General features: G+C 61.5%; 17 protein-coding genes and 1 tRNA gene. 11 read left to right on the forward strand and 7 right to left on the reverse strand.

The window, feature by feature from the left end:
• Positions 1–76: 76 nt before the first annotated feature.
• Positions 77–697, forward strand: a complete 621-nt coding sequence (locus KI611_RS04955) for a ParA family protein (protein ID WP_226418717.1) — start codon at positions 77–79, stop codon at positions 695–697.
• Positions 698–761: 64 nt separating this feature from the next.
• A tRNA-Met gene (locus KI611_RS04960) sits at positions 762–837 on the forward strand.
• Positions 838–892: 55 nt separating this feature from the next.
• Here the strand turns inward: KI611_RS04960 and KI611_RS04965 are convergent.
• On the reverse strand, positions 893–2434 hold the full coding sequence (locus tag KI611_RS04965) for a PLP-dependent aminotransferase family protein (RefSeq protein ID WP_226418718.1): 1542 nt from the start codon (positions 2432–2434) through the stop codon (positions 893–895).
• A gap of 273 nt (positions 2435–2707) precedes the next feature.
• Here KI611_RS04965 and KI611_RS04970 point away from each other — a divergent pair, with 273 nt between their 5' ends.
• The 6 genes from KI611_RS04970 to KI611_RS04995 all read left to right on the forward strand — a co-directional run bounded on the left by KI611_RS04970 (position 2708) and on the right by KI611_RS04995 (position 8732).
• Positions 2708–3901, forward strand: a complete 1194-nt coding sequence (locus KI611_RS04970; protein ID WP_226418719.1) for a benzoate/H(+) symporter BenE family transporter — start codon at positions 2708–2710, stop codon at positions 3899–3901.
• Positions 3901–4746: a YggS family pyridoxal phosphate-dependent enzyme gene (locus KI611_RS04975; RefSeq protein WP_226418720.1), complete on the forward strand. Its 846-nt coding sequence runs from the start codon at positions 3901–3903 to the stop codon at positions 4744–4746. The genes KI611_RS04970 and KI611_RS04975 overlap by 1 nt, the downstream gene beginning before the upstream one ends.
• Positions 4746–5465 carry a glutamine amidotransferase gene (locus KI611_RS04980; protein WP_226418721.1) on the forward strand — a complete coding sequence of 240 codons (720 nt, stop codon included), beginning with the start codon at positions 4746–4748 and terminating at the stop codon, positions 5463–5465. The genes KI611_RS04975 and KI611_RS04980 overlap by 1 nt, the downstream gene beginning before the upstream one ends.
• Positions 5466–5570: 105 nt before the next feature.
• Positions 5571–6791: an aspartate aminotransferase family protein gene (locus KI611_RS04985; RefSeq protein ID WP_226418722.1), complete on the forward strand. Its 1221-nt coding sequence runs from the start codon at positions 5571–5573 to the stop codon at positions 6789–6791.
• Positions 6773–8038: a serine hydroxymethyltransferase gene (gene glyA, locus KI611_RS04990; protein WP_226418723.1), complete on the forward strand. Its 1266-nt coding sequence runs from the start codon at positions 6773–6775 to the stop codon at positions 8036–8038. The genes KI611_RS04985 and glyA overlap by 19 nt, the downstream gene beginning before the upstream one ends.
• 313 nt (positions 8039–8351) lie before the next feature.
• Positions 8352–8732: a hypothetical protein gene (locus tag KI611_RS04995; protein ID WP_226418724.1), complete on the forward strand. Its 381-nt coding sequence runs from the start codon at positions 8352–8354 to the stop codon at positions 8730–8732.
• Between the two features lie 104 nt (positions 8733–8836).
• On the opposite strand, the gene KI611_RS05000 is transcribed toward KI611_RS04995, so the two are convergent.
• The 6 genes from KI611_RS05000 to KI611_RS05025 form a co-directional block, all read right to left on the reverse strand.
• Positions 8837–9181 (reverse strand): amine oxidase, encoded by a 345-nt coding sequence (locus tag KI611_RS05000; protein WP_226418725.1) that lies wholly within the window; start codon positions 9179–9181, stop codon positions 8837–8839.
• A gap of 160 nt (positions 9182–9341) precedes the next feature.
• On the reverse strand, positions 9342–10136 hold the full coding sequence (locus KI611_RS05005; RefSeq protein ID WP_226418726.1) for a gamma-glutamyl-gamma-aminobutyrate hydrolase family protein: 795 nt from the start codon (positions 10134–10136) through the stop codon (positions 9342–9344).
• 264 nt (positions 10137–10400) lie between these two features.
• Positions 10401–13034, reverse strand: a complete 2634-nt coding sequence (locus tag KI611_RS05010) for a diguanylate cyclase (protein WP_226418727.1) — start codon at positions 13032–13034, stop codon at positions 10401–10403.
• A 134-nt stretch (positions 13035–13168) separates the two neighbouring features.
• A complete protein-coding gene (locus tag KI611_RS05015; protein WP_226418728.1) occupies positions 13169–13447 on the reverse strand; it encodes a hypothetical protein in 279 nt (92 codons plus the stop codon).
• A 226-nt stretch (positions 13448–13673) separates the two neighbouring features.
• Positions 13674–14522, reverse strand: coding sequence for an N-acyl amino acid synthase FeeM domain-containing protein (locus KI611_RS05020; protein ID WP_226418729.1), 849 nt, complete (start codon positions 14520–14522; stop codon positions 13674–13676).
• A gap of 60 nt (positions 14523–14582) precedes the next feature.
• Positions 14583–14990: a hypothetical protein gene (locus KI611_RS05025; protein ID WP_226418730.1), complete on the reverse strand. Its 408-nt coding sequence runs from the start codon at positions 14988–14990 to the stop codon at positions 14583–14585.
• A 552-nt stretch (positions 14991–15542) separates the two neighbouring features.
• On the opposite strand from KI611_RS05025, the gene KI611_RS05030 reads away from it, so the two are divergent.
• The 3 genes from KI611_RS05030 to KI611_RS05040 all read left to right on the forward strand — a co-directional run bounded on the left by KI611_RS05030 (position 15543) and on the right by KI611_RS05040 (position 18763).
• Positions 15543–17633 (forward strand): hypothetical protein, encoded by a 2091-nt coding sequence (locus KI611_RS05030; RefSeq protein ID WP_226419969.1) that lies wholly within the window; start codon positions 15543–15545, stop codon positions 17631–17633.
• 66 nt (positions 17634–17699) lie between these two features.
• Positions 17700–18068, forward strand: a complete 369-nt coding sequence (locus tag KI611_RS05035; RefSeq protein WP_226418731.1) for a hypothetical protein — start codon at positions 17700–17702, stop codon at positions 18066–18068.
• Complete coding sequence (locus KI611_RS05040; protein WP_226418732.1) at positions 18065–18763, forward strand: C39 family peptidase; 699 nt, start codon at positions 18065–18067, stop codon at positions 18761–18763. The genes KI611_RS05035 and KI611_RS05040 overlap by 4 nt, the downstream gene beginning before the upstream one ends.
• Positions 18764–18767 lie beyond the last annotated feature (4 nt).

Below are 18767 nucleotides of genomic sequence, written 5' to 3' on the forward strand. Positions count from 1 at the left end.
AGCCGACATTCTATGCATCTATGACGCGGTTGAGCGCGCCGAATATAATGCGGCAGCAAATATATAGGGAGGTGGTATGCGTGCAGTCCTAGTGGCGAATCCAAAAGGCGGGGCGGGCAAGACGACGCTGGCAACAAATTTGTCCGGTTATTTTGCCAATCAGGGCAAGAAAACCACCTTGTGCGATCTCGATCGCCAGCAGTCGGCAATTCGCTGGATGGCCTTTCGCGATCAGGCTCTGCCGCCGGTCACCGGCTACTTTGCCGGCAACCAGCTTGGCCTGAATTTGCCCAGGGAGGCCGACTGGGTGGTCGTCGATGCGCCGGCCGGGCTGCAAGGTTACAAGCTGAGCGATTATTTGCGCAGCGTCGACAAGGTCGTGATTCCCCTGGTGCCCTCGGTGTTCGACATGGCGGCCACCGAGGATTTTCTCAACTCGATCCGCAATGAAATTCGCGGCCAACGCACCAAGGTGGGCATCGTCGCCATGCGCGTCGATCCGCGGACCAAGGCGGCCGGCATGCTCGAGGAGTTCCTGACGCACTTCGATATTCCGATTGTTGCCTACCTTCGCAACACCCAGAACTACGTCAATGTCGCCGCCGCCGGGGCAACCGTGTTCGATCCGCCGCGCGCCAAACACCGGCGCGATGTCGAGCAATGGGCATCGCTGACCGAGTGGCTGGAAACTGAATAGCTGTTTTCGCCGATTGTTCTTGACAGGCCAGGGCCAGGTCCGGATAATCCGCCCCTCTGACGGACGCGGGGTGGAGCAGTTGGCAGCTCGTCGGGCTCATAACCCGAAGGTCGCAGGTTCAAGTCCTGCCCCCGCAACCAAGCATATTAAGGGCTTAGCAAATTGCTAGGCCCTTTTGCTTTTCAGGCTGCGCAGCTATTTCGTTATGGCACTCGCGAGGCGTTGCATGGCGGTTTCAATTTCATGATCCGTTAAGGATGCGTAGCCCAGCAACCAGCCGAACTGTTTTTCCGGCCCCAGATATAACCGACTCAATCCGGCAAATTGCACACCTACGTCGGCTGCTTGCCGAATGGTTTTCGCTTCTGACCATCCCTGCTTCAAAAAACACGGTATCTGCATGCCGCCGGCTGGGCGCAGCGGAGTGACTATCCCGCCAAGATAGCGGTCGATGGCTTTCAGCATTACCTCCCGGCGACTGGCGTATAGCTTGCGCATGGCGCGAACATGAGAGCTGTAGTGCCCATCATCCATGAAGCGCGCCAACGTCAATTGGAGAATCTGCGGTGTGTGCCCATCGAGGATGCTTCGTGCGCAGGTAAATGCGCTTACGAGCTGATGGGGTAGCGCCATGTATCCCATACGCAGGCCTGGATAGAGGGTCTTGCCGAAGGTGCCGACATAGAGCGTTCTTTGGTATTTGTCCAAGCCTTGAACGCATGCCGTTGGCGGGCCGTCGTAATGGAATTCGCTGTCGTAGTCGTCTTCGAGAATCCACTTGCCGGTTTCAGCCGCCCAGTTGATCAAGTCAAGTCTGCGTTCCAGCGACAGGGTGGCTCCGGTGGGATATTGGTGCGAAGGCGTCACGTAGACGCAATTGGCGCCGCTGCGATCCGCCCGTAGCAGATCCGTGCGTATGCCTTGCCCATCGACGTCGATGGGGACGACCTTGGCTTCGGCGGATTCAAATGCCTTCTTTGCCCCAAAGTAGCCGGGGTTCTCCAGCATGATCGGCTTGCCGGCATCGACGAGCAACTGGGCGCACAGGAACAACGCTTGCCTGGTGCTGCTCAGCACCAATATCTGTTCGGCGGAAACCTTGGCGCCACGTTCGAGATTCAAGTAGGCGGCAATCTCCTCGCGCAGTGGCTCGGCTCCTTGAGGGTCTCCGTGCAGAAGCACCTGGCCGCGAAAGTCTTTCAATGCCTGGCGCTGCAGGCGCTCCCAGACATCGGTGGGAAAGGTGCGGGTTTCCGGCAAGCCCGTGGCAAAGGCTCGGCTGACCTTCTGATCGAACACTCCGCCGCTTTCGAGGATCATCCGGCCGCGCCGGCTCAGGCCGGCTCCCGGCTCTGTCACTTTGTGGTTTGGCTCTCGAAGCCTCAGGCGCCGACGCTCGATACCGCGCAACTCGGTGCCCATCGTCTCAGGTACATAGCTACCAGAACCTTTCCGTCGGATGACGAAGCCGTCGCGCTGCAATTGCACATAGGCGTTTTCGACGGTGTCGCGGGCAACACCCAGCGATTTGGCGAGCGCACGTGTGGCAGGTAGCTTGACGCCCGGTCCCAGTGTGCCATCGAGTATCAGGGCGCGCAAGGCACGCTGGATACGTTGGTGCAGATCCAAACGCTGAAGGTCGGCGTCATTCAACCGGATTTTCAGCGTTTCAAGCTCAAGTGCGCTCTTCATGTGGTCTGTTTTTGTTGTTGATATTTGAATCAAATTGCAGACCATTTTAACTCCGGGCTCCACCCGTTTGCAGCATTCGTGGCTGACGAAACCGGGTGTTGCTTTTCGTGTCAGCCGGCTCAGAGCAATGCATGGTCAGGGCATCAATCAAAAGTGGTCTGCCAAATGCAAACAAAGTGTCATAGCAAGGCAGTCCATTGCGGCGGTATAAAACGACTTTCGCTGCTCGGCAGTTCGTCCTTCAGAGGGAATCATCAAGTCATGTCTACTTCAATCTCTCCGCCATCCATTCACCTTCGCGATCTCACCCATCCGATCATGGCCGGCCTCATCTCGGTCATCGTCAACTACGGCGGTACCTTCATCCTGGTTTTTCAAGCCGCCAAAGTGGCAGGCCTTGGCCCGGAGCTGACGGCTTCATGGATCTGGTCGATTTCGATTGGCGTCGGGGTGACGGGACTTTTTCTCAGCTGGATTACGCGCGAGCCGATCATCACGGCCTGGTCCACGCCGGCGGCGGCCTTCCTGGTCACGGCGCTGGCCGCCACGCCCTATGCCGAGGCGGTGGGCGCCTACCTGATCTCGGCCGCCGCCTTCGTGGTCTTGGGGGCGTCGGGCTACTTCGAGAAGCTCATCCGACTGATTCCCCCTGGTGTGGCCGCCGGGCTGCTGGCGGGGATTCTGTTGCAGTTTGGTATCGGCGCTTTCGGCGGGGTGAACATCGAGCCGCTACTGGCGGGTTTGCTCATCGTCGCCTATGTCGTGCTCAAGCGGTTCAGCGCACGCTATGCCGTGGTGGGCATTCTTTTACTGGGCCTGGCGTTTCTCCTCTCCCAGGGACGCATCGATCTGTCGGGCCTGCGATTGCAGCTTGCCGCTCCGCTCTTCACGATGCCGGTGTTTTCGCTCAACGCCTTGCTCAGCGTGGCGTTGCCGCTGTTCCTGATAACCCTGAGCGGGCAATACATGCCCGGCATGCTGGTGCTGCGCAACGACGGGTTCAGGACCAGCGCCAATCCGATCGTCACCGTCACCGGGCTGGGCTCGCTGCTGATGGCGCCGTTCGGCTCTCACGCCTTCAACATCGCCGCGATCACGGCGGCTATCTGCACCGGCAAGGAGGCGCACGAAGACCCGGCCAAGCGCTGGGTCGCCGGCATCGCGGCAGGCATCTTCTACATCCTCGTCGGCGTCTTTGGCGTGACGCTCGTCGCGGTCTTCATGGCCTTCCCGGCGACCTTCATCAGCACGCTGGCCGGCCTCGCCCTCTTGGGCACGATCGGCGGCAGCCTGGCCAGCGCCATGGCTGACCCGAAATCCCGCGAAGCAGCCCTGATCACTTTCCTGGCGGCCGCTGCCAACATCAAGCTGTTCGGTATTGGCGGAGCCTTCTGGGGGCTGTTGATCGGCCTCGTCGCTTACGCCGTGCTCAATGGCCGTCTGCCGCGCGCTCCCAAGGAGGCCATCAATACCCTCTGTGCACCGGCGATCAACAAGGGGGCGGCCAACTGATGCGAAAAGGATCCGACGATGGCGAAACACGGCCGGTTTCATCATCCGGCACGCCGCCCCGCCAAGATGAGCTTGGCCGCTATCCCAGGCCTTCCTCGCTCGAAGACTTCCGGCGCAACCTGGCCGCCGTCCGGGCCCGCATCGACGCCGCTTGCCGGCGCGTCGGGCGCGACCCGGCCAGCGTGCGTTTGTTGCCGGTAAGCAAGACCGTGGACGAAGGGCAAATCCGCCTCTCTTATGCCGCCGGATGTCGGTTGCTCGGAGAAAATAAGGTCCAGGAAGCCCATCGCAAGTGGCAAGCGATGGCCGACTTGATTGACCTCCGCTGGTCGGTGATCGGGCACCTGCAAACCAACAAGGCCAAGTGGGTCGCACGCTTTGCCGCTGAGTTCCAGGCACTCGACAGCTTGCGCGTCGCCGAGGCGCTGGAGCGCCGCCTGCAGATCGAGGGGCGCTCGCTGGATGTGTTCGTGCAAGTCAATACCTCCGGTGAGGCCAGCAAATACGGTCTGCCGCCTGCTGACGTACAAGCTTTCCTGCAGGCGCTACCGGGTTTTCCGGCGCTGCGTGTGCGCGGGCTGATGACGCTGGCGTTGCTCTCCGGCGAGGCCGAGCGGGTACGCCAGTGCTTCATCCGGCTGCGCACCCTGCGTGATCAGCTGCGCCAAAGCGCCCCCGTCGGTACCTGCCTGGACGAACTGTCCATGGGCATGTCTGGCGATTTCGAGATTGCCATCGAGGAAGGAGCCACCGTGGTGCGCGTCGGCCAGGCCATATACGGCGCCCGCGCTTTACCGAACAGCCATTTCTGGCCCAGCGAAACCAATACCCGGGAGTCCCCTTGATGAAAACCGCCATTGCCATCCGCCACCTGCATTTTGAAGACCTCGGCACGCTCGAGCCGCTACTCAAAGCGCGTGGCTACGATGTGCAGTATGTCGATGCCACGCAGGACGATCTGACCGCCCTCGACGTGCAGGCCGCCGACCTGTTGGTAGTGCTGGGCGGACCCATCGGAGCCTTCGATGACGATGTCTATCCCTTTCTCATCGACGAACTGGCACTGGTCTGCCGTCGCCTGGAGAGTCGGCGCCCCCTGCTGGGTATCTGCTTGGGGGCACAACTGATCGCCCGGGCGCTGGGGGCCAGGGTTTATGCCTTGGGCGTCAAGGAAATCGGTTTTGGCCGACTGGCGCTGACCCCGGAAGGCGAGAGCTCCCCGCTGGTCGCGCTGGGCGACACCCCGGTTATGCACTGGCACGGCGATCAGTTCGATATCCCGCCTGGCGCCGTCCGGCTGGCCGGTACGGCGATCGGCGTCAATCAGGCATTTGCGCGAGGCAGCCAGGTGCTCGGTCTGCAATTTCATCTCGAGGCGGACACGCGGCAAATCGAGCGCTGGCTGGTCGGCCATGCCAGCGAACTGGCCCAAGTGGGTATCGATCCGCGCACCTTGCGGGCCGAGGCGCGGCACCTGGGCACCAGCTTGTCCTCAGCGGCCCGTGCAGTGTTCAGCCGTTGGCTCGATGGACTCGACACGATATTGCCAGGGAGTCGGTCGTGACAGCGCCGTTCTCGCTCGCTGGACCGATATGACTCTGGCTAAACGCCCTGAGCTGCGGCTAGCCATCGCCCCCGGTATCAACCCCACTTGAGGATACACACACCCATGCCCCATCCCCCATCCCACCTGATGCAGGCCTATGCCCGCCAGCCGGTTTCTTTTGTTCGCGGACGTGGCGCACGTCTGTGGGACGCCCAAGGTATCGAGTACCTCGATGCCATCGCCGGCGTGGCGGTGACCAATCTTGGCCATGCCCATCCCGAGATTGCCGCCGCCATCGCCGAACAGGCCGGGCTGCTCCTGCACACCTCCAATATGTTCGGCATCGCCTGGCAGGAACGCTTGGGCGAGCGGCTGTGTTCGCTGTCCGGTATGCAAAGAGCTTTCTTCTGCAATTCAGGCGCGGAGGCCAACGAAACCGCGCTCAAACTGGCACGCCTGCACGGCAACCGCAAACAGGTGGCGCAGCCCCAGGTGCTGGTGATGGAAAACAGCTTCCACGGACGCACTCTGGCGACACTCGCCGCCACCGGCAATCCGGCCGTGCAGCGCGGTTTTGAGCCGCTGATGCCGGGTTTCCTGCGGGTGCCTTACGACAACATGGCGGCGGTCCGCCAGGCTGCCGAGCAGACGCCCGGCATCGTCGCCGTGTTGGTCGAGCCGGTGCAGGGCGAAGGCGGCGTGCGGGTCGCCTCCACCGACTATTTGCGCGAGCTGCGGACGCTGTGCGACCAGTTCGACTGGCTGTTGATGATCGACGAAGTGCAGACCGGCATGGGGCGTACCGGCACCTGGTTCGGCTACCAGCATGCCGGCGTGATGCCGGACGTCATCACGCTGGCAAAGGGGCTGGGCAATGGCTTTCCCATCGGTGCCTGTCTGGCACGCGGACCGGCGGCAGAACTGTTTTCGCCCGGCCGCCACGGGTCAACCTTTGGCGGTAATCCGCTGGCCTGCCGGGTTGGCTGCACCGTGCTCGACATCATGGAGAGCGACGCTATCCCGGCCCGTGCTGCCACATTGGGCCGCCGACTGCTGGCCGGTCTTCAGGATGCGCTGAGCGGCCATCCCAACGTGATTGCCGTCCGCGGTCTGGGCCTGATGGCCGGAATCGAGCTGGATCGGGGCTGCGGGGAGTTGGTTGGGCGCGCCTTGAACGAACAGCAGCTGTTAATCACCGTGACCCGCGAGACCACCATCCGACTACTGCCGCCGCTGGTGTGCAGCGAAGCGCAGATCGACGACATCGTGGCGCGGGTGGCGCGTCTTTTGTCTCCAACACAGTTAAACCACAGGACCACATCATCATGTACGCCACTTCAGTGAACCTTGCCGAATTCGACGCCGAGCTGTCCGAGGCTGTCCAGAATGAAGAGCGCCGCCAAGAAGACCACGCCGAGCTGATCGCCTCCGAGAATTATGTCAGCCCGCTGGTCATGTCGATCCAGAACTCGGTCTTTACCAACAAGTATGCCGAGGGCTATCCGGGCAAACGCTACTACAGCGGCTGCGAGTATGTTGATGTTGCCGAGCGCCTGGCGATCGAGCGTGTCAAGAGGCTGTTCGACTGCGACTACGCCAATGTCCAGCCCCATGCCGGAGCTCAGGCCAATGCCGCCGTCTTTCTGGCGCTGGTCAAGCCCGGCGACACCGTGATGGGAATGAACTTGGCTCAGGGAGGCCATCTGACTCATGGCAATCCGTCCAACTTCTCCGGCCGGCACTACCGGATTGTTCCCTATGGCCTCGACCCCGAGACCGGCTTGATAGACTACGACGAGATGGAGCGCATCGCGCTGGAGACCCGGCCCAAAATGCTCATCGGCGGTTTCTCCGCCTACTCCCGGCGCAAAGACTGGGCACGCATGCGTGCCATCGCTGACAAGGTGGGGGCCATCTTTTGGGTGGACATGGCCCACGTCGCTGGCCTGGTGGCCGCCGGCGAGTATCCGAATCCGTTGCCGCATGCCCATGTGGTGACCAGCACTACTCACAAGACGCTGCGTGGGCCACGTGGCGGCATCATTCTGTCCAAGGGCCAAGGCGAAGAATTCCACAAGCAGCTCAACTCAGCGGTCTTCCCCGGTGTCCAGGGCGGTCCGCTGATGCACGTCATCGCTGCCAAGGCGCTTGCCTTCAAGGAGGCGCTGGTGCCCGAATTCAAGAGCTACCAGCGGCAGGTGGTGATCAATGCGCGTGCCATGGCCGCCGTGCTCCAGCAACGCGGCTACAAAATCGTCTCCGGGGGGACCGACAACCACATGATGCTGATCGACCTCTCCGACAAGCCTTACACCGGCAAGGACGCGGATGCCGCCCTGAGCGACGCCTGCATTACCGCGAACAAGAATTCGGTACCCAACGATCGGCGCTCGCCCTTCGTGACCTCTGGGCTGCGCATCGGCACTCCGGCCGTCACAACCCGTGGTTTCGGCGCGGCGGAATGCGAGCAGTTGGCGGCTTGTTTGTGCGATGTGCTGGATGCGTTGGAGGCCGGAACCAGTAGTCGGGTGATATGCCGAGTTCGGGAACAGGTGGTGGCTTTGTGCCGCCGCCATCCGGTGTATCGATAAGCCGGTTGATCTGGTGAGGCGTGGCCAGGCCGAGGCCGATATGACGCGGCGTGGTGGGCTGGCAGTGTTTTTCAATACGGCCTATCGGGAGCGTCTGAATGGAAATCGGTATAGGACACGTAAATTTAATGCCAAGTCCTGCCCCTCCAACCAATAGCATCAACGAACGATCAACTGCTTGGCGGCATTGGTCCATTTTTGTTTTTGGGCGGGAAATGTGCTGCGACATATTTTGTCCACGAGCGTGGCCTTCGGTCGACTGCCCATCCTCGGTCTACAATGCGGAAAACTCCTTTACCGAGGGCTTATCCGAATGACCCATTATTTGTGGCCGGTGATCGTCGCCTCTTCCCTGGTCTTGTCAGCCTGCGGAACGGTGCCCAACGGCGAATCCAAAACACCGTCGTCGTCCCGCACTGGCCAGCTCGAACTGGCGCTGGCCAGCGGCACCTACCGCTGCGAGCAGAATGTGCGCATCCAGGTTCGGCGCGAACTTCTTGCCGGGGTGAATAGCCGGATCGATATCGACTGGAACGGCAACAGCCACCGCCTCGAGCGCGACCCCTCGTACTCCGGCCTGCCCCGTTTCGCCGACGCCGCCAGCGGCCTGGTGTGGATCGACTTGCCCTGGAAGAGCTTGTTGCTCGATGGAAAAACCAACAAGCCGCTGGTGAACGAGTGCCGACCGACATGAAGAAAGGGCCAGCATTCGCTGGCCCTTTCCGCTCTGCTTTTGCCTATCCGGAAAAGCCGCCGACCATCTTGGCCGGAGCAGCCTGACCGGCTGGCGCGAGGCGCTTACTTCGTGGTCGGCGTCGGGGTTGCGGCCGGCTTGGCTTCCGTCTTCACTTCAGCGGCGGCCTCGTGCTTTTCAGCTTTGTGGCTCTTTGCCTTGGCTTTCGCATGCTTCTCGACCGGCTTGGCGGCCTCGGCCTTCGGGGCTTCGCTCTTGGTCACTTCGCTCTTGGCCGGTTCGGCAGCCTTGGCGGCTTCTACCTTTTTCTCGCTGGCGGCCGGGGCCGGTGCAGCCAGCTTGGCGGTCGGTGCGGCTTGCGGGGCCGGCGCTGCGATGCCCTGGGCGAAGGAGGCAGAAGCGAAACCGGCGGCAACGGTCAGAGCGACGATAATTTTGGAAACTTGCATTTTGAATCTCCTGAATGGGTAGGTTGTTTGTTCGGTCTTCGGTGCTGACAACTATTTGCAGCGCCTTGTAGCGAATAACGCAAGGGCTTACCCAGGGGATGTCAGTTCACATGTAATGCTGTGTATCGCTTGGTGACCGAATTGTTTCCAATTCTCGACATCAGGCTTGATGCCCGCCGGCAAAATCGCGGGCCGCGTCGAGAAAGTCGAGCAGGATTGGATTGCAATCGAGCAGAAGCGGGCAGCGGGTTTGGTGAAACTCCGGGTGCCATTGCAGTCCGAGCACGTAGGAGCTGCCCTCCAGCCGGATGGCCTCGATCACGCCGTCGCCGGCGCTTTGCGCCTCGATGCTCAGGCCTTTGCCGAGAACCCGGATGGCCTGGTGATGGACGGAAACCACCCGGCCACCGCTCTGTTCCGGATAGAGCCTGGCCAAACGGCTGTCCTTGTTCCATTCGACGGCATGGGCGAACTTGTCAAAGGCGGCGTGGACATGCGGGCCGGGATGGTCGCACTGCGTTTCGATGTCCTGGTACAGGGAGCCGCCAAGCGCCACGTTGATTAGCTGGGCGCCTCGGCAGATGCCGAGGACCGGCTTGCCGGCCGCCATGAACGCATTGAGCAGTGCCATCTGGTAGGTGTCGTGCAGGTAATCGCCTGACCAGTCGGGGCATCGTGGCTCCTCGCCGTAGCATTCCGGGCTGATGTCGGCGCCGCCCTGCAACACCAGACCATCCAGGTAGTCGGAATAATCGGAGAGCCGGATGCGGTCGCGGAAATCGCTGCCATCGACCCCGACCGACGGAATGATGAAAACCGTCGCCTGGTGTGACATCACCCAATGGGCCAGGGATTGTTCGAGGTATTGCAGCGATTTCGAATGCAGCCCGGTGGCCCCGGGCAGGGGGTGGTAAATGTTGGCCGACAGGCCAATGCGCAAGGGGCGAGGACTCATGGTGACTGTACGGTGTGCTGCTGTTCAGTGGCAGAGGCCTGAATGGTAGCGTGAACAGGAGAAAGCCCCGCTAGGGGGGAGCGGGGCTTTCAAGACGGCCGATTCAGGGAGGGGGAGAGGTGGCCGCCTAGGCTGTTGGGGTTCAGCGCATGTGTCCAAGATACGGCCAGCCGGCCGCTATCTCAAGTAACGGATTGCAACAGCGCGTATCGGTTTGTTCGTTGCCGTGCGTTGGGCCGGCGACGGTTGGCGGCCCTGGCGTATTCACGGCGCCGGGTAGTGACGGCGCTCGAGCCGATATCGCCGCGCCTGGTAGATCTTGCGCGCCGCGCCGTGGACCGGGTCTTCGGCCCATTGATGGAATTGGTCGTCGGAAAGCTCGGTCGGCAGTTCGTCATCCACCGCAGCCTGCGTCTTGCTCAGTTCTATCCGGTTGCGCCCCAGGGTCTTGGCCCGATGGAGGGCTTCGTCGGCGCGCTGCAACACTTGATTGGGGCGCGTGTCATCGGCCTGCATCACGGCAATGCCGATACTGACGGTGAGCGGAATGCGCCGTTGGTCGACCATGATCGACGTCTTGGCCACTTTTTGGCGCAGCCGCTCGGCGAAGGTCGCGGCGGCCGCGAGGTCTGCCTCGGGGAGCAAAATGGCGAACTCCTCGCCGCCCAGCCGCCCAGCGAGATCGACCTGGCGCAGCTCGCCGCCCAGCAGCTTTGAAAAGCTCCTGAGCACTGCAGCCCCGGCTTCCTGGCCGAATCTGTCGTTGATCTCCGTGAAATGATCGAGATCCAGCATCAGTACGCCAATCGCGTGGTCGATGCCGCGTTTCAGCCGGGAAAGCGCCTCTTCCTGACGAAGCAGGAAATAGCGCCGGTTGGCCAGTTCGGTCAGTGAGTCGGCCGTGGCCTGGCTGCGCAGTTCCGTTTCGAGAGCCTTGCGCTGGGTCACATTCTCGATCACGCCGAGCACCGCGAGCCTTCCTTCCCATTCAATTTGGCTGGCCTTGAGTTGGCAGTCGATCGTTTTGCCCTGCCGCGTAACGACGCGTATCGGGTATTCCATTGCCGATTTCTTGTCGCCATCTTGGGGCACCAAAGCCGCATTGAGACTGGCGTGATCAGCTTGGTGAACGAATTGCCGGAAGGGCAGGCCAACCGATGCCTCGGCCGAATAGCCGAGCAGCTCGGCGCCTTGGGCATTGACGTATTGGACGACGCCATCCTGGGCAATGACCACGCTGAGCGGCAATTTGTCGATCAAGCTGCGGCAACGCATTTCGGATGCCTGCGCGGCCAGCAAGCGATCCTGATGTTCGGTGATATCCCGGGCAAAACCGACGGTCGCGCGGCGCTTGTCATCGAGGGTGATGGCTGACTTGCTGGTGTCGAACCACAGCTTTTTGCCGCCGCTTTCCAGCGGTGCCACGGCGTCTATCCTTTTGCCGCGCTTCCCGGCCAAGCGGTCATCCCGCCACGCCGGCTCGGCCCATTCGCCGGGGGCCACTTCAAGCATGGTCTTGCCGAGCAGGGTTTCCGTCGAAGGCCAGCCGAAATTGGCGGCGAATGGCGTGTTAACCGCCAGGAATCGACCCTGCTCATCGGTCAGCCAGGCCATGAACGGCGAATTGTCGAGCAGGGTGCGCTGATAGCGTTCGCGCTTGCGCAGATGTTTTTCGGCGATGCTTTCAAGCGATTGGTCGATAACCACGATTCGGCACTCGCGCCCGTTTTCGTCCGGCACGGCTTCTATTCTTACCTTGGTTTCGGGACGCTGAGCCGTTTTGACAAGAACCGTTTCACACGTCTTTTTCTGATTCGTACTGAGCACTTCTTCGACAAACTGGCTGAAGGCCGGCTGGTAGGCGGGCTTTACGTGGGCCGGGAAGTGCTGTCGTTTTTTCTCGGAGCGCTTGATGCCAAGCAGAATGGCGCCCGCCAGATTCAGTTCGCGGATGCCCCCCGTCGGATCGAGGGTGAAATGGCCGACCGGGGCGAAGTCGTAGATGTCGGCGTATCGGCTGCGCAGTGCCTCGGCTTCGGCACAGGCGGTTTGCAGGTCACGGTTCTGCTTTTCCAGTTCAAGCTGATGAGCCTGAAGCTGACGCAGCAATTTGTCGGGTTCGGGAAGGGCTGACTGGCCAGGCACAGAGGAAGTTGCTTCGGCGCGCCCATCCTCGCCGGTCGGGAGCAGGCTGAACAACCGGGTGTATTCCGAACGGACGACGCGGTAGCACTCGCAAGCCCTGGCTTCCAGTCCCGGGCGATCGGTGATGGAAATATGGCCGCGTCGATACTGGATCAATCCGGCGGCCTGCAATTTTACGGCGGCCTCGGTGACAGCCTCGCGCCGGACGCCCAGCATGTTGGCAATCAGCTCCTGAGTCATGTTGAGCAGATTTTCCGGCTGTTGGTCAAAGCTCACCAGCAGCCAGCGGCACAACTGTTGTTCCACGGTATGGTGTCGATTGCAGACGACGCTCTGCGCCATCTGGGTCATCAGCGCCTGGGCGTAGTGCAGGCAGAGACGCTGCAAGTGGCGACACTCGGCGAGCTCGCGCGTCATCTGCTCGGCCCGCAGCCGGTAGGCCTGACCTGCGCACTGCACCACCATTTGGTGGGTTGTGCTGGTTCCGCCGAGGACCAGCGGGATGCCGACCAGGCCATCGCTGCCGGTCATGGCCAGCTCGGCGGTCGAGCCATCTGCCGTGGCAAAAATCAGGGAAACGATGCTGGTCGTCGGAAAGTAGACGAACTCCGGCGTGCCGCCAGCCGCGTAGAGAACCTGGCCGAGCGCCAGGTCGACCTGCTCCAGGTTGCCGTCCAGCCGCTCGTATTCAGCCGTTGGCAGGGCAGCGAGAATGCGGTTTTGCCTGGGGGCATGTGGAAATGTAGATGGCATGGCACTTCCTCATGGTGGGTGGCTGGTGTCCGGCAGCTATCGCTCCCGACCATTGGCGATCAGATATATTTTGAGTTGGTCTGTTTTTTGCACCCGTAGTTCAATTGTTTGACATATTTATGGGGGCTTGCTGACTATTGGCGCGAAATGTTCGCTTCGCTCGTCCGGTCGGCGGCGGCATGACCGCAGCGTCCGAGCATCTTTTCCATGTCAGCCTGCGATTGGATGAGCATCTGGTCGGTGATCGAGGCGTAGCCGCGGTTGTGAATCAATCGACTCATCAAGTGATTGAACACGGCGCGCTCGATGCGCGACCAGGACTTGGCGCGCTCCGGCGGAAATACCGCACTGGCTCGCCGAACAAACTGATCATGTGTTTCTTCCGAGTGAATATTGCTCTTCTCGTCGAACATTCTTGATGTCTCCTCCAGATGGCTGTCCTGTGTATCGTCTGGCGGTCAGCCGGTTCTCGATTGATGCTTGATGTTCTCTATCGGGGTTGGGGCGCGCCGGTCCTGTTGTTGCCAAAAACCGGGTGCTTCTGGTCTGTGCCGCCAGTTTTTCCGCAAAACGCCAAAGCGACAATTTATTGCCTTGGGTTAGGAAACTAGAGTCTAACCAGTCGAAAAAAATGTCATATCAGTTGAACCTGCTTGCCATGTCGGCAATCAGATCGATCTGTGTAGGCATTGCCTGACAGGGCAGGCCCATCTGACACCCGGGCGACAACTGGCGTCCGGCAAGGCGCCGCAGGAGAAACGATTCCTCGCTCGGCGACAGGAGGTGCCGATGCAATCCGCCCGCCGGGCTGGCGCTTCGTTCATCGTCGTTGCCTTGCAGGTGTCGCGCCAGTTGTTCCTGGATACCCCCGATTTGGGCATGCATGAGTACGGCTGGCGCCGCTACCCGCTGGCAGATCCGCAATCCGCCGATTGTCTTGAATCCGGCAAGGCGGCTGTAGCAACGGGCGTGGCGCGGATGCACCTCGATCACGGCGTCGGTCACGACGCGCGCCTGGCGGGCAATCAGGCAAAGTAAATGGAACAGTGTGGCCAGCACCTTCCTGGCCTTCTCGCCCGGCGCCACGGCCAGCCGGGTAATTTCGCAAAGATGTGCGCCGCGCCGGCGAAGCTTGTCGATCTCGGCGGCGTAGAGTTCCTCGGCCAACAGACTACCGGTCGATTCGTTTCTCAGCGTCAGCGTTCCAACCGGCATTCCGGCATGCCAGGCAGCCAAGGGGAGGTGTGTTAGGCAGGATGAACTGTCCGGGTGGGGCGGCGGCTGGATGCCGCGTCTGGCATACATCCGGCAGACCAGGGCGTGAATGGCATCCTGCTGAAAACGATCCGGAATGCCGAAGATCACGCCATCGCGGGTGATCAGGGAAGAACCACCGCCGGCGGCCGAACAGATCAGCCACTGACAGGCCCGATTTTCCCGGGCAAGCTGGCTGGCGCTACGGCAAACCAATTTGTTATGCGTTTGCATGTTCTCTTTCGCTGTCTTGCCGTTAACTTCCCCTGTCTTCGTTGGCAATCCCTGCCCGATTCACGCCGCCAGTTTTGTCACCGTGCGCTGGTCGTTGATCAACTGGTCGGCGCCAGTCGCCCCGAACTCCTTCAGCGAATTCGAATAGAACCGTTGTGCTTCGGCAGCATGCTTATGGGCCAGGCGCCTGAGTTCGAGGTTGTGGGCAGAGATCGCCTCGAGCGTTTCGTGCGTCATTTCGCCCGCACACTGGAGTACCTCTTGCGTCGCCTGTGCCCACTCATCCAGGCTGGAGACCGCCCCTTGTCTGGCCAACAGGTCCTGCAAAGCAAGGCAATTGCGGATGAACAATTGCCCGGACATATCCAGTTGCCGTTCGATCAGTTCGCCATAATTGCTGACGGTCTGCATGCCAAAACGGCGAAGGAGTTCGGCGTTTTTGGAAATGGAAATTGGTGGCGGAAACATGCTTTTACCTCGCGTTGGTTGGATTGCTTGCCGCATGACATGGCAATGACGCATGCGGTGCCTTCCCCAGTCTATGACCCAAGAGCGCAATTCCAATCGGTTGCTTTCGTGCCTGACGTCAGCGATTGGCGGGAGATGCGTAGGTCTTCGACTACCCCTCCGAATGGGGTTTTTCCTACTGTAACTCGGCCCCGTTGACGCTGATCCCAGCATTGGCTGGACAAAAGCGCTGTTGCGCGTGACGGCGCGGAAATAGCTGACTCGGCCGTGTATCGGTTGCGCAACAGCGGCCGAAAACCCCGGCAAACACAGAAACTTTGGCCATTTTTTCCGACTTCACCATGCCATCGGGAAGTCGTTGGCGTTTCGGTAGATTTACACAAATTAACATCTTGCGTCCGGGGCGGCTCTCGCCACCTGTCAACTAATTCAATTAAAACAATCGCTTGTGTTTATTTGTAGCCATTGGCATAGGCGTTGCTGATAGGCGGTCCGGAGGACGTGGCATGGTGCTGCGGTCAACCACACATAGTCAGAACAGGAGATCCGAAAATGAATAAGACTCTTTTGGCGACCGCAATCGCGTTAGCCTACAGCGTAGTTCCGGCATGGGCGAATCCGTCCAATACGACCAATGGTGGCGTCACGGTAAGCTCGCCGGCTGGAACCACCGAATCGACCCCCGGGGGGAGCGCCGATTTCAAGCAAGTGGCGATCGCCAAGTCCACGCAGGGCGGCGCCCAAAGCCCGCAGGCCAATGAAAACTCCCAGGCCAACAACAATACCGTTAACGACAACGACACCAAGACCACGACGATTACCAAGACCGATACCGATACGAAGAACGTGAGCGTCACCAAGTCGGGTAATTTCGACAACACCGGCGTTGCCAAGGCCAAGGATCAGGCCGCCGCCGCCAACAATGGCGGCAGTGCGACGACCAACAACAGCGATCAGGAAAACGACAAGCGGGCCGGCAACAACCTCGGCGACAACGGTCGCGTCAAGGCCGAGGACTATGGCACGGCAGCCAACAACGGCAACGCCACGTCGAATTTCACCAATGCCTTCAACACCAACAAGGCTATCGCCAAGATCGACCTGGAAGGCAAAGTGACCGGCAACAAGGTTCACGACATTGGCAACAATGCCTACAACACCGGTAGCGCCAACGGCGCGATGGGTGGCAAAGGCGGCACCGGTATCGGTGGCAAAGGCGGTAGCGCTTGGGGCGGTACCGGCGGAAATGGCGGCAATGGCGGTTCCGGCGGCAGCGGTGGCAACGCCGGCGCTGGCGGGGCTGGCGGTTCGGGCGGTTCCGGCGGTTACGGCGGTTCGGCGACGGCCGAAAACGGCTCGGCGACGGCTGGCGATTCCACCAACGGCAGTGCCACGGCCGGCAATGGCGGCGACGGCGGCAACGCCAGGAATGCCAGAGGCGCCAATGGCGGCGATGCAACGGCCTCGACCGGCAACGCCAAGGCTTCCGACGCGGTCCTGGTCGGCGGCGCGGATGCGACCAGCGTAGCCAAGGGCGGGGCCGCCAAGTCGGTCGATGTCGCCAAGACCGGTTCGGCTGGCGCCGCTTCCAAGGGTAGCGGTGGCGATTCGGCAGCCATCGATGCCACCAAGGGCGGTTCATCCAGCGCGGTCGATGTCGCCAAGGGCGGTTCTTCAAAATCTTACGACTCAGCCCTCGGAGGGCTGTCCAGTTCGGCCCAGAAGGGCTATACCGGCAAGGCTGACTCGATCTCCGGCGCCAAGACCGGTGGCGTAGATGCGATCAGCAAGGCCTCGGCGCCTGGCGGTGCGGCCAGTGCCGAACAGGCCGGCGGCGCCGGTGGTACGGCAAACGCCGGCTACTCAAGCGGGACCGGTGGAACGTCGGGCAGCACGAGTGGCTCCGCCGCCAGCGGTTCGGTTACGCCGACGGCGACCAATACCGGTGGGGCGGCCTCGGGTACGGCCACGTCGACAGCCGGCAACGCCACCGGAACGGCGACCTCGACGGCTGGCAACGGCACGGGTACGGCAACCTCGACGGGCGGCGCCGGTACGGGCGGCGCGGCGACGGCGAGCAGCGGCACGGCGACCGGTACGGCCACCTCGACGGGTGGCGCCGGCAGCAATGGCACGACGACCGCCAGTGGCGGTACGGGTACCAGCACGGCCAGCGCCGCCTCCGGCGCGAGCACGTCGACCGGCGGTAACGGCGGTACGGCCGCCAATAACGGCGGTACCGGTGGTGCCGGCGGTGCGGCGACCAACGGCAGCGCCTCAACGACGGCCAGTAATGGCAGCGCGACGGCAACGGCCGGTAACGGTGCAACCGGGGCGAGCGGTGCCACAGGCGGTTCGAGCAGTGGTGGCTCGGGTGCCGTCGGTGCCGTCGGCGGCAACGGTGCAGTTGGCGAAGGCGGCCTCGGCGGCGCCGGTGGTGTCGGTAACGGCGCACTTGGCGGGGCCGGCGGCAATGGCGGAACCAACTCGGTTTCGGCCGGTGTCTTCGACATGTCCAACAACATGACCAGCGTCGGGCAATCTGCTGCCGGTTTGATGACGGCGGTTCAGAACAGCGGCATCAATTCGCTGGTGCAAACCGCGGTCAACGTCCAGTCCAATCTGGCCGTCGGTCGGCAGTAAGCTCAGGAAGACTCCGGGGTCATTGGCCCCGGGGTCTTTTCCGGCATCTTGTGAAAGGAAAACAACGTGAAAGCAATTACGCATTTCCGTTGGTTGATATTCGGTGCCATGTGGGTCAGCGCTGCTTACTGGCCACTGCAGGCCGGTGCGGAGGAAACGGTTCCGTCGCCAACTGGCCCGGTCGACATCTTTGGCAGCCCAGCCGTACTCGCAGAATCCCTGGAGAACTTCCGCGGCGGTGCCGATCTCTATCTTAACGATATCAAGAGCGATGGCATCGTTCGCGATAACCAGGCGTCGAACCTGACCACTGGGGGTAACTGGGTCAGCGAGGGGTCGTTTACCGGCGCTTCGGGCTTTCCGACGGTGATCCAGAACTCCGGCAACAACGTCCTGATCCAGAACGCCACCATCATCAACCTGCAGGTTCAATGATGTTTTACGCAATGCTCCGGCTTCTCTGCCTGCTCCCCTTGCTGGGCGGCCCGTTGGCCGCTTCGGCCGGGGGCGGACGGGCAGAGATTCCGCTGCAGGCGGGCGGGGCTTTCTCCGTGCCGCTGGTCAGCATGAAGGAAATGCGCTTCCAGAAGACCATCCATCAGCAATTCGATTTCAGCTGTGGGTCGGCGGCGCTGGCTACCTTGCTGACCTATCACTACGATTTTCCGGTCACCGAGCAGGAGGTTTTCCGCGAGATGTTCGAACGCGGCGACCAGGCGAAAATCAAGAAAGAAGGATTTTCGCTGCTCGACATCAAAAACTATCTCGCCGCCCACGGCTTTCAGTCGGATGGCTACATCGTCGATGTCGAAAAACTCGCTGTCGCCGGCGTGCCCGCCATTACGCTGATCAAGGAGCGCGGCTATCACCATTTCGTCGTCGTCAAAGGCTTGCGCGACGAGCGGGTTTTGGTCGGCGATCCGTCCGCCGGCACGCGCGCCATCCCGCAGGAAAAGTTCAAGGAGATGTGGGTCAACAACATCCTGTTCGTGATCAAGAACAGGCAGGAGAAGGCCCGCTTCAATCTCGCCGCCGACTGGCACGCGACCCCCCGGGGACCGGTCGGTGACGGCATCTATCGAGGCGGCGCCGAGCTTGGTTTTGCCAAGCGTGGTCCGGCCGATTTTTGATGCG

Origin of the sequence: Dechloromonas denitrificans (genome assembly GCF_020510685.1) — a bacterium.
Lineage (GTDB): Bacteria > Pseudomonadota > Gammaproteobacteria > Burkholderiales > Rhodocyclaceae > Azonexus > Azonexus denitrificans_A.

Coding starts and splice junctions, on each gene's coding strand:
- KI611_RS04955 (WP_226418717.1), top strand. CDS start 77: ATGCGTGCAGTCCTAGTGGCGAATCCAAAAGGCGGGGCGGGCAAGACG.
- KI611_RS04965 (WP_226418718.1), bottom strand. CDS start 2,434: ATGGTCTGCAATTTGATTCAAATATCAACAACAAAAACAGACCACATG.
- KI611_RS04970 (WP_226418719.1), top strand. CDS start 2,708: ATGGCCGGCCTCATCTCGGTCATCGTCAACTACGGCGGTACCTTCATC.
- KI611_RS04975 (WP_226418720.1), top strand. CDS start 3,901: ATGCGAAAAGGATCCGACGATGGCGAAACACGGCCGGTTTCATCATCC.
- KI611_RS04980 (WP_226418721.1), top strand. CDS start 4,746: ATGAAAACCGCCATTGCCATCCGCCACCTGCATTTTGAAGACCTCGGC.
- KI611_RS04985 (WP_226418722.1), top strand. CDS start 5,571: ATGCCCCATCCCCCATCCCACCTGATGCAGGCCTATGCCCGCCAGCCG.
- glyA (WP_226418723.1), top strand. CDS start 6,773: ATGTACGCCACTTCAGTGAACCTTGCCGAATTCGACGCCGAGCTGTCC.
- KI611_RS04995 (WP_226418724.1), top strand. CDS start 8,352: ATGACCCATTATTTGTGGCCGGTGATCGTCGCCTCTTCCCTGGTCTTG.
- KI611_RS05000 (WP_226418725.1), bottom strand. CDS start 9,181: ATGCAAGTTTCCAAAATTATCGTCGCTCTGACCGTTGCCGCCGGTTTC.
- KI611_RS05005 (WP_226418726.1), bottom strand. CDS start 10,136: ATGAGTCCTCGCCCCTTGCGCATTGGCCTGTCGGCCAACATTTACCAC.
- KI611_RS05010 (WP_226418727.1), bottom strand. CDS start 13,034: ATGCCATCTACATTTCCACATGCCCCCAGGCAAAACCGCATTCTCGCT.
- KI611_RS05015 (WP_226418728.1), bottom strand. CDS start 13,447: ATGTTCGACGAGAAGAGCAATATTCACTCGGAAGAAACACATGATCAG.
- KI611_RS05020 (WP_226418729.1), bottom strand. CDS start 14,522: ATGCAAACGCATAACAAATTGGTTTGCCGTAGCGCCAGCCAGCTTGCC.
- KI611_RS05025 (WP_226418730.1), bottom strand. CDS start 14,990: ATGTTTCCGCCACCAATTTCCATTTCCAAAAACGCCGAACTCCTTCGC.
- KI611_RS05030 (WP_226419969.1), top strand. CDS start 15,543: ATGAATAAGACTCTTTTGGCGACCGCAATCGCGTTAGCCTACAGCGTA.
- KI611_RS05040 (WP_226418732.1), top strand. CDS start 18,065: ATGATGTTTTACGCAATGCTCCGGCTTCTCTGCCTGCTCCCCTTGCTG.